The organism is Alteromonas sp. ABV4_150 (genome assembly GCF_056311745.1).
Map to the genome: position 1 here is coordinate 3,994,917 of NZ_CM149971.1, position 14,663 is coordinate 4,009,579.

Genomic DNA, 14,663 nt, shown 5'->3' on the forward strand with positions numbered 1-14,663 from the left:
ATTTAATTGCTCCAGTAAAAGCTGTTTCCGTTAACGGTTTGTCCGTAGGCGTCAGTTACAGGGCGTAACTTGTTTTCTAACTTAACGCTGTTAAGTAAATCATCAACCGTACCCACTAAAGTTAACGAGTAGGTTGCCACTGTACCCGATTGTTCAATAAGCGTCGCGCTTTCAATAACGCTCAAACTGTTTAAGTAGTCAGTGGCGCTAGCATAGCTTGAGATGGAACCAATGTTAGCGATTGAGACCTCGATTACCTCACGCTCAGACTTCTCAATACCTACAACCGCATAGAGCGATGACAAGTAATTTGAATACGCGTCAACAAGTTGAATACCTAAGGCTTCCGGTGAATCACCATAAATGCTGCCGTAACTTACTTTACCACCGCCGATGAATACCCAATCCAGCGCGAAGTCACCTTCATCTGCGCGTTTTGCGTAATTGGTAAATTCGTCCATAGTAAATGGCATTATCGTAGTTTCTAATTGATCCGCAGGCTGAGTCTCGCCAGTGTTTCCTTCAAGCTGGCTCGCTGAGACTCCATCATCATTTTCATCGTTACCAGTTATAGATAGGCGTTCTGCGTTCGCTGAATCGTTGAGATTTACGCCGTTCAACGAGTCTGCAGTGGGCTGTTCATAATTGTCCTGTTGATCATTTTGCCGGCTAATTTGCGCCTCACCATTAAGCACATCAACTAATGACTCTACGGTACCAGACGGTATCTCGTGTTCAGGCAACTCAGGAATGGCACTCGGGTCATTGCGATAAACTCTGGCACCAATAATGTTGTCGACGCTATAACGCATAGAAGCTTTTCTTAGCGGATCTACAAATCGTCCCCACACGTCATAAGTAGAAATATTCACGCTATCGGTTAAATCCATTAACGGCAAGCTGAGAGGTAAGCCACGCTCTTTGGCTGTTTTTTTCAAGGCATTCTGTAGCTCAGTATCGAGTGATTCATCAAGGATAGTACGAGTTTCGCTTTCATCTTCAAGAGCCAGCCACACTATGGTCTCAGGACGTCTGTCACCCCACAGCGGCAGCAGCTCTCGCTGCATAATTTCTTTGACCTTCGCTTGGTCGAATTCAGCAATGTAGTAGGTCTTATTGTTTTCAAACGCAAAGCGATATGAACGAAGTAACGACTGTGGCGACGATAATGCCGCTCTAACACCCCCATTGTCGAGTACGCTCGTGCTGCCAGACATTTTAATGAATACTTGCTTGAGCGCTTTTTTGAGTGCTGTTTGCTGAGTGCGCTGTGTTTGATCTTCAACTTGAATTTGTGCTTCATTAACAACAACGCGCTGAGCGGCGTGCGTGATCGCACTGTAGTTAAGTATTGCAACGAGGAAAATACTCAATATTCGTTTCAAACCTGTTCTCTGCTTGTTTACCCTATTGGTGTTACGCATTACTGCCGTCAACATTGACACTCCATACACTCTAAAAATCAATTCCTTGCCTACCCTTTCATGAGCAAAACACTTTTCATATAAAGCTTGAAAGCAGCCCCGACATTCACGTTGTTTACGCTTAATATCCGAGCAAGACATTTTATTTGCCAAGATTTAGCAAGATGTTCACCAAAAGATAGCGCTCTATTGTCTTTTATATTCAGTTTAATTTCACCCTTAAAATAAAAAAGATCAAAAAGCGCATAAAATAGCCGTCACAAATTGGACTTGTGCCGACTTGCTGGTAGAATCCGCGGTTTTCTACCTCTTAGTTTCAGGGCCCAACCGTGAGCGAAAATAAAACCTCTTTAAGTTACAAAGATGCAGGCGTAGATATCGATGCAGGCAACCAACTTGTTGAACGCATCAAATCAGTTACCAAGAAAACCCACAGACCAGAAGTAAAGGGTAATTTGGGTGGTTTTGGTGCTCTTTGCGAATTACCTACAAAATACAAAAAACCGCTACTTGTTTCAGGTACTGACGGCGTGGGTACAAAACTTAGAGTGGCTATGGATGCTAATCGCCATGACGGTGTAGGCATTGACCTTGTCGCAATGTGTGTTAACGACCTGATAGTACAAGGTGCTGAGCCGCTATTTTTCTTAGACTATTACGCAACCGGTAAACTTGATGTTGACGTTGCAGCTTCCGTGGTTACTGGTATTGGTGCTGGGTGTGAACAGGCTGGGTGTGCACTTATTGGCGGTGAAACCGCTGAAATGCCTGGTATGTATCACGATGGCGATTACGACATTGCGGGCTTCTGCGTTGGTGTAGTTGAGGCTGATAACGTTATTGACGGCACGAAGGTTAAACCAGGCCAAAAACTTATTGCTTTAGGTTCGTCGGGTCCCCACTCAAACGGCTATTCGTTAGTAAGAAAAATTATCGAAGTAAGCGGCGCTGATGTAAATGCTGACCTAAACGGAAAGCCAATCATTGACCAGCTGCTTGAGCCTACTCGCATTTACGTTAAGTCGGTATTGGCCTTGCTTGAAGAGGTTCAAGTAAGCGCAATTTCACACATAACAGGTGGTGGCTTCTGGGAAAACATCCCTCGCGTACTTCCTGAAGATGCAAAAGTGGTCATTGATGAAAGCTCGTGGGAATGGCCTGCTATTTTCTCTTGGCTTCAAGAAAACGGTAACGTAACGCGCCATGAAATGTACCGCACGTTTAACTGTGGTGTTGGCTTAGTTATCGTTGTTGATGAAAGCGATACCGATGCGGCCCTAAACATTCTTAAGCAACATGGTGAAAAGGCGTGGGTTATTGGTGACATCGCTGCAAAAGACGGCGAAGAGCAAGTAGAGATCAACGCGTGAGTAGTAATGTAACCAAAATATGTGTCCTTATTTCTGGTAATGGCAGTAACTTACAGGCCATTATTGATGAGATTAAGGGAGGCCGTCTTAACGCTAAAATCAGCGGCGTAATTAGCAATCGCCCTAACGCTTATGGCCTTGAGCGGGCAAAAGAAGCGGGGATTGAAGCCGTGTGTCTCGATCACACTGATTTTGATACTCGTGAGTCTTATGACGAAGCACTTAAAGCACAAATTGATGCTTTTGGCGCAGACTGTGTCGTGCTTGCTGGCTTTATGCGCATCTTAACGCCAGAGTTCGTCGATAGCTTTGCTGGAAAATTAGTGAACATTCATCCATCTTTGTTGCCAAAGTACAAAGGTTTGAATACGCATCAGCGAGCCATCGACAATGGAGATAAAGAGCACGGGGTAAGTGTGCACTTTGTTACACCGGAGCTTGATGGTGGTCCGGTTATCATTCAAAGTCGTGTGCCTGTATTTGATGAAGATACAGCTAGCGACTTGGCTGAGCGTGTTCAAGAACAAGAACGCCGCATCTATCCGCTAGTACTATCATGGTTTAGTGCTGGTCGATTAACGATGCGAAACAATAAGGCAGTTTTAGATGAGCAAGAACTACCAGAATCTGGTTATGCAAGCGATTAAGCCTTTTGCTGTTGGTGCACTGTTAGCGGTGGTATCCCTTTCAGGGAACGCGCAAACAACGTCCAGCGCAGAGAAAGCTGAGCTACCGCTTCAACCTTACAAGGCTACGTATACCGCTTACAAATGGGGTGACGACGTAGGCGAAGCGAATATTGAGCTTTCGAAGTTAGGAAACCAACAATATTCATTAATTTATACCTCCAAGGTCTCGAAGTTTTTCTTATCAGATAAGCGCAGCGAACACTCGATCTTCACGGTAAGCGAAGATACGGTTGTACCTTCGGAGTATTACTATAACCGCTCGGGAACTGGGCCGGATAAAGAGCTCAAAGTAACGTTTAGCCAGCAAGGTCAAGGTAAAATTGAAGTCGAAAATGGCGAAACCTTTGAATGGAACGGTGAGTTTGACAATCAAATTTATCGAATAGATTTGGCCAAGCAGCTAGCCGAAGGTAAAACGTCCCTAGACTATAACTTTGTTAACTACCGCGGCGAGCTACGCCACTATGGCGTTCAAGTTGTAGATGAAGAAGTGTTATCGTTACCTTTCGGAAAAATAGAAACGGTAAAAGTGAAGCTTATTCGTGACTCTAAGAAACGTGAAACCTTTGCATGGTTCGCACCTTCACTTAACTATACGCTAGTCAGACTTCAGCAGTTTAAAGAAGGCGATGAGCAAGGAGATATCAAGCTTAAGTCATTTGAAACACTGTAAGTGAGCTAAAGCGCTACAGCTCTCTTTGTAACAACTTATTTAAATATTAAAAAAGCACGCTTTAAATTAGATTTAGGCGTGCTTTTTTTATTAACAAATTGCGACGTAACCTAACTGCGGTAAGCACCATATAGATAACGTAATTCACGTTTCCAATCACGTTATATAAGTAACGTCTATACTTATAAGTAGTGAAGTCCACTACCCTATTATTTATGTCGTTGTTAATAGAATATTCATGTAAAAATCTTGATCTTTGCCCTATTAAATAATAGGTTTACAGCATGCTGGTCAGACCTCGATCGCTAACGACTTTTTTGAAGCGTTTTTACAGCATCGAGAATATGACAAGCGTAACGTTTAACGCCTTTCAGGAGTGAAGTATGGCAGATTTTATATGGTTTTTACTGGTCGTTCTGACGCTAGCGATTGCTAGCTATCAGCGTACCAGCTTGGTAACGGCTGTTGCCATGGGCGCAGGTGTTATGATTTTAGGCACCCTTTTCGGTGATATCGGCCTGCTAGGTTGGGTAGTGTTCCTTGCTTTAACGCTGCCGTTCACACTTGCGAATATCAGACAACAGCACATTTCTAAAAAGTTGCTAGCCTTCTATCGCAAGGTTATGCCGGAAATGTCGAGCACAGAACAAGAAGCTATTGATGCGGGTACAGTATGGTGGGACGGCGATATCTTTAGCGGTAAGCCAGACTGGGACAAGCTTCATCGCATACCTAAAGGCCGCTTAACCGCAGAAGAGCAAGCGTTCCTAGATGGCCCTTGTGATAAAGTTTGCTCTATGGTCGATGAATGGCAAATAAACCACAAAGATGCAGACCTACCTCCTGAAATCTGGCAGTTCTTAAAAGAACACAAATTCTTCGCCATGATCATCAAGAAAGAATATGGCGGTCTTGAGTTCTCGGCTTACGCACAATCGCGCGTTCTGCAAAAACTTGCAGGCGTAAGCGCAGTGCTATCAAGCACGGTTGGTGTACCAAACTCACTAGGCCCAGGCGAACTTCTGCAACACTATGGTACTAAAGAACAGCAGGACCACTATCTACCTCGCCTTGCAGCGGGTGAAGAAATTCCGTGTTTCGCATTAACAGGTCCCGAAGCGGGTTCTGACGCTGGCGCAATCCCTGATGTTGGTGTTGTTTGTAAGGGCGAATGGAACGGTGAAGAAGTGCTGGGTATGCGCCTTACTTTTAACAAGCGCTACATTACTCTTGCTCCTGTGGCTACCGTCATCGGGCTAGCGTTCAAATTGCAAGACCCTGAGGGTCTTCTTGGGGATAACAAAGAGCCTGGCATTACCTGTGCACTTATCCCTCGTGACACCAAAGGTCTAGAAATTGGCCGTCGCCACTTCCCTCTTAATACTCCATTCCAGAATGGTCCTATCAAGGGCGAAGAAATCTTTGTGCCTATCGATTACATCATTGGTGGTCCGGCAATGGCAGGTCGCGGCTGGCGTATGCTTGTAGAGTGTTTATCAGTAGGTCGTTGTATTACCCTGCCTTCTTCTGCTGCTGGTGGCGCAAAATCTGTTTCACTTGCAACAGGTGCGTATGCACGTATTCGTCGTCAATTCCGCATGCCTGTCGGCCATATGGAAGGCGTTGAAGAAATGCTTGCACGTATTGGTGGTAATGCGTACTTGATGGACGGCGTAACGCGCTTTTCAACAGTGGGTGTTGACCTAGGCGAGAAACCTTCTGTTATCTCGGCAATCTGTAAGTACCACTTAACTGAGAAAATGCGTCAAGTCATTAATGACTCGATGGATGTTCACGGCGGTAAAGGCGTAATGCTTGGGCCAAACAACTACTTGGGCCGCGGCTATCAAGGCGTACCTGTATCAATTACGGTTGAAGGTGCAAACATCCTTACTCGTAACATGATGATATTTGGTCAAGGCGCAATGCGTTGTCACCCATACGTGCTTAAAGAAATTGAAGCTGCATCTATTGAAGACAAGAAAGAGGCCCTTCAAGCATTTGATAAAGCCGTATTCGGTCATATCGGCTTTGCGGTAGCTAACACGGTTCGCAGTATTTGGTTCTCATTAACCAATGGTGCGTTTAGCAGTGCGCCATTTACTGATGAAACAGCGCGTTACTATAAATTGCTTCAAGGCTATAGCGCTAACCTAGCACTTCTTACTGATGTTTCTATGGGCGTACTTGGCGGTGACCTTAAGCGTCGCGAGCGCTTGTCTGCGCGTTTAGGTGACATTTTAAGTGGCCTTTACATGGGTAGCACTACTTTGAAACGCTTTGACGAAGAAGGTCGTTTGAAAGAAGATCTTCCGCTTCTTCATTGGGCAATGCAAACCACGTTGCACGATATTGAAACTGCAATAGATGACTTCTTAGCGAACTTCCCTAACCGCGCAATTGCCGCAGCACTTCGCGTTATGGTTATCCCATTTGGTCGTCGTATCGGTAAGCCGTCTGATAAAACAGAGCATGCTATTGCGCAAATGCTTCAAACACCTTCAACTGCACGTAGCCGTTTAGGCTATGGCCAGTATCTCACCCGTGAGGAAGGGAGCTTATTTGGTGACCTTGAGCAAACTCTTGATGATGTATTAGCAAGCGAGCCTATCTTCGAGCGCATTTGTAAGCACAAGAAAGCCAAGCTACCGTTCACGCGATTGGACGTATTAGCTGACGAAGCACTTGCTGAAGATGTTATTAATGAAGAAGAAGCGAACTTGCTACGCAAGACAGAAGCAGGAAGACTTCGCACCATCAACGTTGATGATTTCGATCACGAAGAGTTAGTAGCGAAAGTTAATTCTACGACTGCTGCTAAAAAACGAGGTGGCAAAGCTGCTTAGTTAATAAGTCCAGAATAATAGGCCGCAAATGCGGCCTTTTTTGTTTAAAATTCAATATATCCACGCTCGCTTTTCTGATTGCACATAATATTAGCTTTGCAAACCCAAATACTTGCACTAGAAATGCGGGGCTCCCACCTGAATAATATGGCGATGCTGTGAGTAACCAAGTTAAGGCGTGGCTTGTGCAACGTAATCGAGGGCGTCGAGATTATTTTAAAAACAAAAAAACCGGATGAATCATCCGGTTTTTTTTAAGTGAAGTGCGCTTAGCTAAGCTGAAGCTTATCCATCAACAACACGGCCTGTGTACGCGTATTGATTTCTAGCTTACGTAATATAGCACTGATGTGCGCTTTGATTGTTGCTTCGGTAACGTTCATTTCATGAGCGATTTGCTTATTCATCAAGCCGGCTCTTAGGTAAGAAAGCACCTGAATTTGTTTTGGCGTTAGCTCACGGAAGCGCTGAAGCAGTACTTTCAATTCATCATCAACTTTCTCTAGCTCTTCTTCCATGCCCTCTGGAAGCCATTTTTTACCAGCGATGATGTCTACGATAGCTTGAGCGATTTCTCGTGTTTCGGATACTTTAGGAATGAAGCCCTGTGCGCCCAAGCTCATTACTTGCGCTACCACTTCTACAGTATCGCTGCCAGAAATGACGCCAACCGGAATATTAGGATATTGCTCACGCAGTGTAATAAGTCCGTTAAAGTATTCACCACCAGGCATGTTTAGATCAAGAAGCACAAGCTCCACGCCGTCATATTCATTAAGCTTAGCCAATGCATCGTCCAAACTTCCAGCTTGAATAATCTGTGCATTCTCAAAGTAAGGTTCCAATGCGCCGCTCAATGCTTCGCGGAACAATGGGTGATCGTCTGCTACTAGAATTCTCGTCATTAGCGTTACTGCTTCCTTTTTGTATTATTTGTATAGATTAATACTTTAGAATAGTAACTAAAAGACCTAATACCGAAATATCATGTAAAAAACTAACAAATTTAGTGTTTTCCATTGGCATTTACGTATCAGGCGGTAAAATTGCGCACCAAATTAGCTAATAGAAGATTCACAGTGAAGAAGCACGACAATATTTACGCAAAGGCACTAAATAAAGTAGATGACTTTAAATTTGATGAGTCAGTCGTTGATGTTTTTCCTGACATGATTCAGCGTTCAGTACCTGGGTACGAAACTATTGTTCACACCATAGGTGAATTGGCTAAAAATGCCGTTACTTCAAATTCGGTGGTTTATGATCTTGGCTGTAGTTTAGGTGCTGCGAGTTTATCTGTTGCTAGGGCATTGCCAAAAGAAACATGTAAAATCATTGGTGTAGATGCATCTGAGGCAATGGTCGAACGCTGCAAACGCGTTATTCAAACATTTTCACTTCCAAACCCTATTTCTATCCAGCACGGCTTCGCACAAGACATTGAGATAAGAAATGCGTCCATGGTTGTGATGAACTTTACCCTGCAATTTATCCCTCCTGCAGAGAGAGAAGCACTATTAAAGCGCATTCATGACGGGTTAAACCCCGGCGGTATCCTAGTATTGTCAGAGAAAATTCGTCACCCTACCCTAAAGGGAAACGAGTTGCTTGTAGACTTACACCATCAATTTAAACGTGACAACGGATACAGCGAGCTAGAAGTAAGCCAAAAGCGTGCTGCGCTAGAGAAAGTCATGTTAACCGATACCTTCAATGAACATGAAACTCGCCTGAAAAAAGCAGGTTTTGCAGACGTTGTAATGTGGTACAAGTGCTACAACTTTACGTCGATGGTCGCTATTAAGAGTTAGATACAAGTGCATGTCAGCGTCGCGTTATTTAGATTTCAATATATATAAAGAAGACTATGAGTAAACTAGAACAGACTTGGTTTAACGACTGCTTTAAATCGTTGATAGACAGCCCTCTTTCGCACTGGTTGCAAACCCTACCAGCCCAAATGGACGACTGGCAGCGAAGCGCTAAGCATGGCGAATTTGATAAGTGGTGCCGTCTACTTGGAAAACTTCCTTCGACCTCACCAAGCCGTGTTGACCTGTCATCTAGCGTTTCGATAGGTACAAATGAAGACATCAATGAATACTCTCAAAAGCAAATAGAAGGTTTGCTGAAACAGTTTATGCCTTGGCGTAAAGGGCCGTTCCATCTGCACGGAATTCACGTAGACACAGAGTGGCGTTCAGACTGGAAATGGGACCGTGTTGCACCTCACATTTCCTCATTAAAAGGCCGAAACGTTTTAGATGTAGGTTGTGGTAGTGGCTATCACATGTGGCGTATGCTAGGTGAAGGTGCCGATAAAGTGGTGGGTATAGATCCGACTCAACTGTTTCTCATTCAATTTCACGCCATTAAACAATTTATCAGTAATTCCTCAACGCCCTGTGACAACATTCACTTTCTGCCATTGGGCATTGAAGATATGCAGCCACTAAAAGCCTTTGACACTGTATTTTCTATGGGCGTGCTGTATCACCGTAAAGATCCTATGGCTTTTTTACAGCAGCTGAAAGATCAGCTAAGAAAAGGTGGAGAGCTAGTACTTGAGACCCTTGTTGTTGATGGTGACGAAAACACCGTGCTAATGGCCGGTGAGCGCTATGCTCAAATGCGAAACGTTTGGTTTTTACCGAGTACCGCCGCTCTTTCTGTATGGCTGGGTCGCCTTGGGTTTGAAAATATCCGCGTTGTGGATGTTAACCACACGACCCTAGACGAACAACGTGCAACGTCTTGGATGGAATCGCAATCTTTGAAAGATTTTCTCGATCCAGAAGATATTACTCGCACCATTGAAGGTTATCCTGCACCACAACGGGCCGTTATCGTAGCAAATAAGAAGTAATTCCTAGGATACCTTTCAAGTTACCTGATTGGCACAAATGTTGTTATCTTAATCAAGAAGAACGTGCGAATTCTGCATTGATTAAGGTGACAACATGGATATACATAGCTTTTTAACGACGCACCAATTGCCAAGTAGCTATGCAGAAACTGCACAAAAATGGTTCACCCCATTATGTGAGCAGCTGCTAAAGCACCAAGATGGTGCAAAAAAACCTTTTATCGTTGGTATAAACGGTAGTCAGGGTTCGGGAAAATCTACTCTGACCAGTTTTATTGAATCTTTCCTTTCATCGGTCCACAATAAACAAGTTGTTTCATTGTCCATTGATGACTTTTACTACGACCAATCTCAGCGCAATGCGCTTGCTATCAAAGTGCACCCGCTTTTAGCAACACGCGGTGTGCCGGGCACTCACGACATAACTTTAGCTTTAAATACGCTTCGTAGTTTAGCCAAAGGCACACGGACCTCCCTACCTCGTTTTAACAAAGCAACGGACAACCCATTCCCGCAAGAGCAGTGGCCTGTCATAGAATCTTCACCTGATTTCATCATACTAGAGGGATGGTGCGTAGGTGCGCCTCCTCAGGCTTCAGGCGACTTAAAACGCCCCGTCAATCACCTTGAAGAAGTTGAAGATCCACTAAGCATTTGGCGTTCATTCGTAAATACTGAATTAGCGGGTGATTATCAAACACTCTTCGAAAAAATTGACTATCGCATTATGCTTAAAGCACCCAGCTTCGATTGTGTTTACCAATGGCGTTTGGAACAAGAACATAAACTCGCCAAAAAAGTTTTGAAAGATAGTGACGGAATCATGTCTGATGAAGAAGTGGCAAACTTTGTGCAACACTACCAGCGTATTACTGAACACGCATTAGCACATTTGCCTGAAATGTGCGATACCGTATTCTATCTTGATGAAACAAGAACAATAACTAAACAGGACGTAGAACGATGACGAAAACGCTTGTTTTCACCGATATGGACGGCACGCTGTTAGACCACCATACCTACTCTTTCGAGGCGGCGAAACCGGCTTTAACGGCATTAGAAGCACAAGACATTCCCGTTATTCCCACTACTAGTAAAACCTTTGCTGAATTACAGCCATTACGTGAACGAATTGGCTTAGACGGGCCGTTTATTATCGAAAACGGTGCCGCTATCTTCATCCCTCACGGCTTTTTCAAACAAAAGCCCAGTGGCACGGTCTGGATAGACGGCTATTGGTGTAAAGCATTCATATCTAATAAAAATTACTGGATCAAATTATTAGAAAAAATTGGCGGCGAATTTGCGGGTAAATATAAGCAATTCTCAAAAATGTCGGTACCAGAAATTCAGGAATGTACAGGTCTTGATGAACGTTCAGCGTCTCTGGCGGCAAAGCGTCAGTTTGGCGAACCTGTATTATGGTTAGGCAGCGACGAAGAAAAGCATCGATTTTTAAAGGTTGTAAAAGGTCGCGGCGCCTTTCCATTAGAGGGTGGCCGTTTTATTCATATTTCAGGTAATTGCGATAAAGGCCAAGCGCTAAAATGGCTGGCTAGTGAATATCAAAAGCAACTTACCACCAAAGTTAACACCATCGCACTTGGCGATGGTAAGAATGACGTGGCAATGCTTGAAGCGGCGCACGTCCCAATTCGCATTTTATCACCGGTAAATCCTCCACCTGCTGTAAAAAAAGAAGAGGTCTATACCAGCACCCTAACCGGCCCTGAAGGCTGGAACGAAATGCTTACTCAATTGCTATCCCTATGATCAGGAGGACACATGGCTGATTTTTATCAAAATGGTGTGGTTACTACGTTACATAACTTGGCTCGTCGTCCTACCGAGGAGCTAGAAAAAGAACTTTTACAGTTTTCGCAAAAGCGCCCTATGGCTCTTATTCTTCCGTCGCTTTTTTCTGAACTAGAAGGCGATGCACTTCCGCATATTGTTAACGAACTCACTGGCGTTCCCTATTTATCAGAAATTGTTATTGGCTTAGACCGAGCCAATGAAGAACAGTACAAACACGCGCTAAAATTCTTTGGAAAACTTCCTCAGCATCACAGAGTCCTCTGGAACGACGGCCCACGTCTTAAGGCCCTTGACGAAGAACTTCAGGCTCAAGGTTTAGCGCCTAAAGAGTTAGGAAAAGGCCGAAACGTTTGGTACTGCATGGGCTACGTGTTAGCGTCTAATCGCGCAGAATCTGTGGCATTGCACGATTGCGACATTGTTACCTACAACAAAGATTTACTCGCTAAGCTCATTTACCCTGTTGCCAACCCCATGTTCAACTATGAATTTTGTAAGGGATACTACGCACGTGTAGCAAACGGCAAAATTAATGGTCGTGTTTCACGCCTTCTTGTCACTCCCCTACTTCGCGCACTAAAACGCATTATGGGTGATAACGAGTACTTGGAGTTTATGGATAGCTTCCGCTACCCGCTTGCAGGTGAATTTTCATTTAGAAGAGATGTTTTAAACGATATTCGTATACCGAGTGACTGGGGCTTAGAGATTGGCGTGTTGTCTGAAATGCACCGCAACTATTCCCACAACCGTCTGTGCCAAGCGGATATATGTGATATTTACGACCATAAACATCAAGACCTTTCGCTTAATAACGATCAAGGTGGCTTGTCTAAGATGTCTATCGACATTACTAAGGCTATTTTCAGAAAGCTGGCAACGCAAGGCTACACATTTAGCAATGAAATGTTCCGGTCGATTAAAGCCACCTATTTTAGAATTGCGCTAGACTTTATAGAAACTTATCACAATGACGCGGTAATGAATGGACTGAGCTTAGACATTCACAGTGAAGAAAAAGCGGTAGAAATGTTCGCCAGCAATATTATGAAGGCGGGGCAAAACTTCTTAGAAAATCCGATGGAAACGCCGTTTATACCTAGCTGGAACCGCGTAACTAGTGCGGTACCTGATATTTTAGAAAGATTACTAGAAGCGGTCGAAGCCGATACTGCAGAATATATGGAGTAAGTAATATGGCATGGGATCAACTCCATGACAAAGTAAAACACCATTTAGAAAGTATTTATACTGAAGTCACGCTAGACGTCTCGTACGAGACGCTAGCAACTGCTTTGATGAATACAATAGGCCTTCAGCAGCAAACGGACATTGCTTCACCCAAGTCACATCACAATTACTGGGATGAAGACGACATCATCATGATTACCTACGGTGATAGCGTTATCGACGAAGGTGAGCGCCCGTTGGTTACTTTAAACAAGTTTTTGCATCGTTATTGTAAGAACACAGTAAACAATGTGCATATTTTGCCCTTTTTCCCGTACAGTTCAGACGATGGATTTTCGGTTATTGATTATTCTACCGTGAACGAATCTTTAGGCTCTTGGGAGGATGTTGAAGCCATAGCCGCTGATTACGGATTGATGACGGATTTAGTGATCAATCATTGCTCTGCAAGAAGCGCGTGGTTCGATAACTTTATCAAAGGCGAAGGGCCGGGATCTGACTTTTTCTTCACAGCCGAGCCAACCGATGACTTATCAATGGTAACGCGCCCGCGCGTGTCGCCATTACTTCGTGAAACAGAAACCGCAGACGGTACAAAACACGTTTGGTGTACCTTTAGTCACGACCAAGTCGACTTTGACTTTAGAAACCCCAAAGTGCTGCTGGCCTTTATTGATATTATCAAGCTTTACATCGATAAAGGCGCTAAAATTTTCCGTTTGGATGCCGTTGCATTTCTTTGGAAAATTGTAGGCACAAACTGTATAAACCTATTTCAAACCCACGAGGTTATTCGCTTAATAAGAACTCTTATCGAGCATGTTGACCCATCCATTATCATTATTACCGAGACCAATATTCCCAACAGGGAAAACCTTACATATTTTGGTAATGCAAACGAGGCTCACGCAATCTATAACTTTTCACTACCGCCTTTGCTTGTAAATACTCTAGTTACTGGTGACTGCTCGTACTTGAAAAGTTGGATGATGAGCATGCCGCCGGCGCAAAACGGCACGGCTTATTTCAACTTTATTGCTTCCCATGACGGTATTGGGCTTCGCCCAGCCGAAGGTTTGCTTTCTGAAGAAGAAATATCTGATTTAGTTCATGCTATGCAGCACTTTGGAGGAAAAGTGTCATGGCGTGCATCTGAGCACGGACAGCAAAAACCTTACGAGATCAATATTACGCTATTTGACGCCCTGCAAGGTACTATTAAAGGTCCCGACAAATATCAGGTTGACCGCTTTATCTGCGCCCACGCCATTATGTTGGGTATGGAAGGTATTCCAGGTATTTACATTCACAGTTTACTTGGCACATCTAACGATTATGAGAAAGTTGCTAATACCGGCCAAAATCGCTCTATAAATAGGAAAAGGTGGGACTTTAGTGAGTTAGAGGCCCTGTTGGACTCACCTTTCTCTCAACATCATAAAGTACTCACGCGAATTTCGCAGCTGATACGCATACGTAAAGCACAGCCTGCTTTCCACCCCAACGCTACACAATTTACTTTACAGCTCGGTAACCAATTATTCGGTTACTGGCGTCAAAGCTTAGATAGAAAGCAAAGTATTTTCTGTGTTAGCAATATTTCGGACGAAGAACAAACTATTCTATTGTCTGACATCAACCTTATTGGTACCGATAATTGGATCGATCTCGTTACTCGCGATGAGATACAACTATCAAGTGGTTTCTTGCAAATGAAACCTTATCAAGTACTTTGGATAAGCAACCAAGATTTTGAGTAAATAGCTAAAAAAGTCTACCGCGGTAT

At 43.9% G+C, this 14,663-nt stretch carries 12 protein-coding genes; 10 read left to right on the top strand and 2 right to left on the bottom strand.

Annotation, left to right across the window (positions count from 1 at the left end; translation table 11 throughout):
• Positions 1 to 2 precede the first annotated feature (2 nt).
• A complete protein-coding gene (locus tag ACYX4M_RS17320) occupies positions 3 to 1,439 on the bottom strand; it encodes a DUF2066 domain-containing protein (protein ID WP_476081045.1) in 1,437 nt (478 codons plus the stop codon).
• Between the two features lie 314 nt (positions 1,440 to 1,753).
• Here ACYX4M_RS17320 and purM point away from each other — a divergent pair, with 314 nt between their 5' ends.
• The 4 genes from purM (at position 1,754) to fadE (ending at position 7,002) form a co-directional block, all read left to right on the top strand.
• Positions 1,754 to 2,794, top strand: a complete 1,041-nt coding sequence (gene purM / locus ACYX4M_RS17325; protein ID WP_476081046.1) for a phosphoribosylformylglycinamidine cyclo-ligase — start codon at positions 1,754 to 1,756, stop codon at positions 2,792 to 2,794.
• Positions 2,791 to 3,441, top strand: coding sequence for a phosphoribosylglycinamide formyltransferase (purN, locus tag ACYX4M_RS17330; protein ID WP_476081047.1), 651 nt, complete (start codon positions 2,791 to 2,793; stop codon positions 3,439 to 3,441). Before purM ends, purN begins: the two co-directional genes overlap by 4 nt.
• Entirely contained in the window at positions 3,401 to 4,156 is a 756-nt protein-coding gene (locus tag ACYX4M_RS17335; protein ID WP_476081048.1) for a DUF3108 domain-containing protein, read from the top strand. The genes purN and ACYX4M_RS17335 overlap by 41 nt, the downstream gene beginning before the upstream one ends.
• A gap of 383 nt (positions 4,157 to 4,539) precedes the next feature.
• Positions 4,540 to 7,002, top strand: coding sequence for an acyl-CoA dehydrogenase FadE (fadE, locus tag ACYX4M_RS17340; RefSeq protein WP_476081049.1), 2,463 nt, complete (start codon positions 4,540 to 4,542; stop codon positions 7,000 to 7,002).
• Between the two features lie 269 nt (positions 7,003 to 7,271).
• Here fadE and ACYX4M_RS17345 read toward each other — a convergent pair whose 3' ends face one another.
• The gene (locus tag ACYX4M_RS17345) at positions 7,272 to 7,907 is read right to left on the bottom strand and encodes a response regulator transcription factor (RefSeq protein WP_334060370.1); all 636 of its coding nucleotides are present in this window, start codon (positions 7,905 to 7,907) and stop codon (positions 7,272 to 7,274) included.
• A 174-nt stretch (positions 7,908 to 8,081) separates the two neighbouring features.
• Between ACYX4M_RS17345 and cmoA the strand changes: the two genes are divergently transcribed.
• From cmoA to ACYX4M_RS17375, 6 genes are all read left to right on the top strand, one after another.
• A complete protein-coding gene (gene cmoA, locus ACYX4M_RS17350) occupies positions 8,082 to 8,813 on the top strand; it encodes a carboxy-S-adenosyl-L-methionine synthase CmoA (protein ID WP_476081050.1) in 732 nt (243 codons plus the stop codon).
• A 56-nt stretch (positions 8,814 to 8,869) separates the two neighbouring features.
• On the top strand, positions 8,870 to 9,868 hold the full coding sequence (gene cmoB / locus ACYX4M_RS17355) for a tRNA 5-methoxyuridine(34)/uridine 5-oxyacetic acid(34) synthase CmoB (RefSeq protein WP_476081051.1): 999 nt from the start codon (positions 8,870 to 8,872) through the stop codon (positions 9,866 to 9,868).
• Between the two features lie 94 nt (positions 9,869 to 9,962).
• Positions 9,963 to 10,835 (top strand): kinase, encoded by an 873-nt coding sequence (locus ACYX4M_RS17360; RefSeq protein ID WP_476081052.1) that lies wholly within the window; start codon positions 9,963 to 9,965, stop codon positions 10,833 to 10,835.
• Positions 10,832 to 11,641 carry an HAD-IIB family hydrolase gene (locus ACYX4M_RS17365; RefSeq protein WP_476081053.1) on the top strand — a complete coding sequence of 270 codons (810 nt, stop codon included), beginning with the start codon at positions 10,832 to 10,834 and terminating at the stop codon, positions 11,639 to 11,641. The genes ACYX4M_RS17360 and ACYX4M_RS17365 overlap by 4 nt, the downstream gene beginning before the upstream one ends.
• Before the next feature lie 12 nt (positions 11,642 to 11,653).
• Positions 11,654 to 12,877, top strand: coding sequence for a glycosyltransferase family protein (locus ACYX4M_RS17370; RefSeq protein ID WP_476081054.1), 1,224 nt, complete (start codon positions 11,654 to 11,656; stop codon positions 12,875 to 12,877).
• Between the two features lie 5 nt (positions 12,878 to 12,882).
• Entirely contained in the window at positions 12,883 to 14,637 is a 1,755-nt protein-coding gene (locus tag ACYX4M_RS17375; protein WP_476081055.1) for a sugar phosphorylase, read from the top strand.
• The last annotated feature ends 26 nt before the right edge of the window (positions 14,638 to 14,663 follow it).

What these genes read in the sequence shown, in the direction of transcription:
- ACYX4M_RS17365 (WP_476081053.1), top strand. Translation starts at nt 10,832, where the DNA reads ATGACGAAAACGCTTGTTTTCACCGATATGGACGGCACGCTGTTAGAC.
- fadE (WP_476081049.1), top strand. Translation starts at nt 4,540, where the DNA reads ATGGCAGATTTTATATGGTTTTTACTGGTCGTTCTGACGCTAGCGATT.
- ACYX4M_RS17370 (WP_476081054.1), top strand. Translation starts at nt 11,654, where the DNA reads ATGGCTGATTTTTATCAAAATGGTGTGGTTACTACGTTACATAACTTG.
- cmoB (WP_476081051.1), top strand. Translation starts at nt 8,870, where the DNA reads ATGAGTAAACTAGAACAGACTTGGTTTAACGACTGCTTTAAATCGTTG.
- ACYX4M_RS17375 (WP_476081055.1), top strand. Translation starts at nt 12,883, where the DNA reads ATGGCATGGGATCAACTCCATGACAAAGTAAAACACCATTTAGAAAGT.
- ACYX4M_RS17360 (WP_476081052.1), top strand. Translation starts at nt 9,963, where the DNA reads ATGGATATACATAGCTTTTTAACGACGCACCAATTGCCAAGTAGCTAT.
- ACYX4M_RS17320 (WP_476081045.1), bottom strand. Translation starts at nt 1,439, where the DNA reads ATGTTGACGGCAGTAATGCGTAACACCAATAGGGTAAACAAGCAGAGA.
- ACYX4M_RS17345 (WP_334060370.1), bottom strand. Translation starts at nt 7,907, where the DNA reads ATGACGAGAATTCTAGTAGCAGACGATCACCCATTGTTCCGCGAAGCA.
- ACYX4M_RS17335 (WP_476081048.1), top strand. Translation starts at nt 3,401, where the DNA reads ATGAGCAAGAACTACCAGAATCTGGTTATGCAAGCGATTAAGCCTTTT.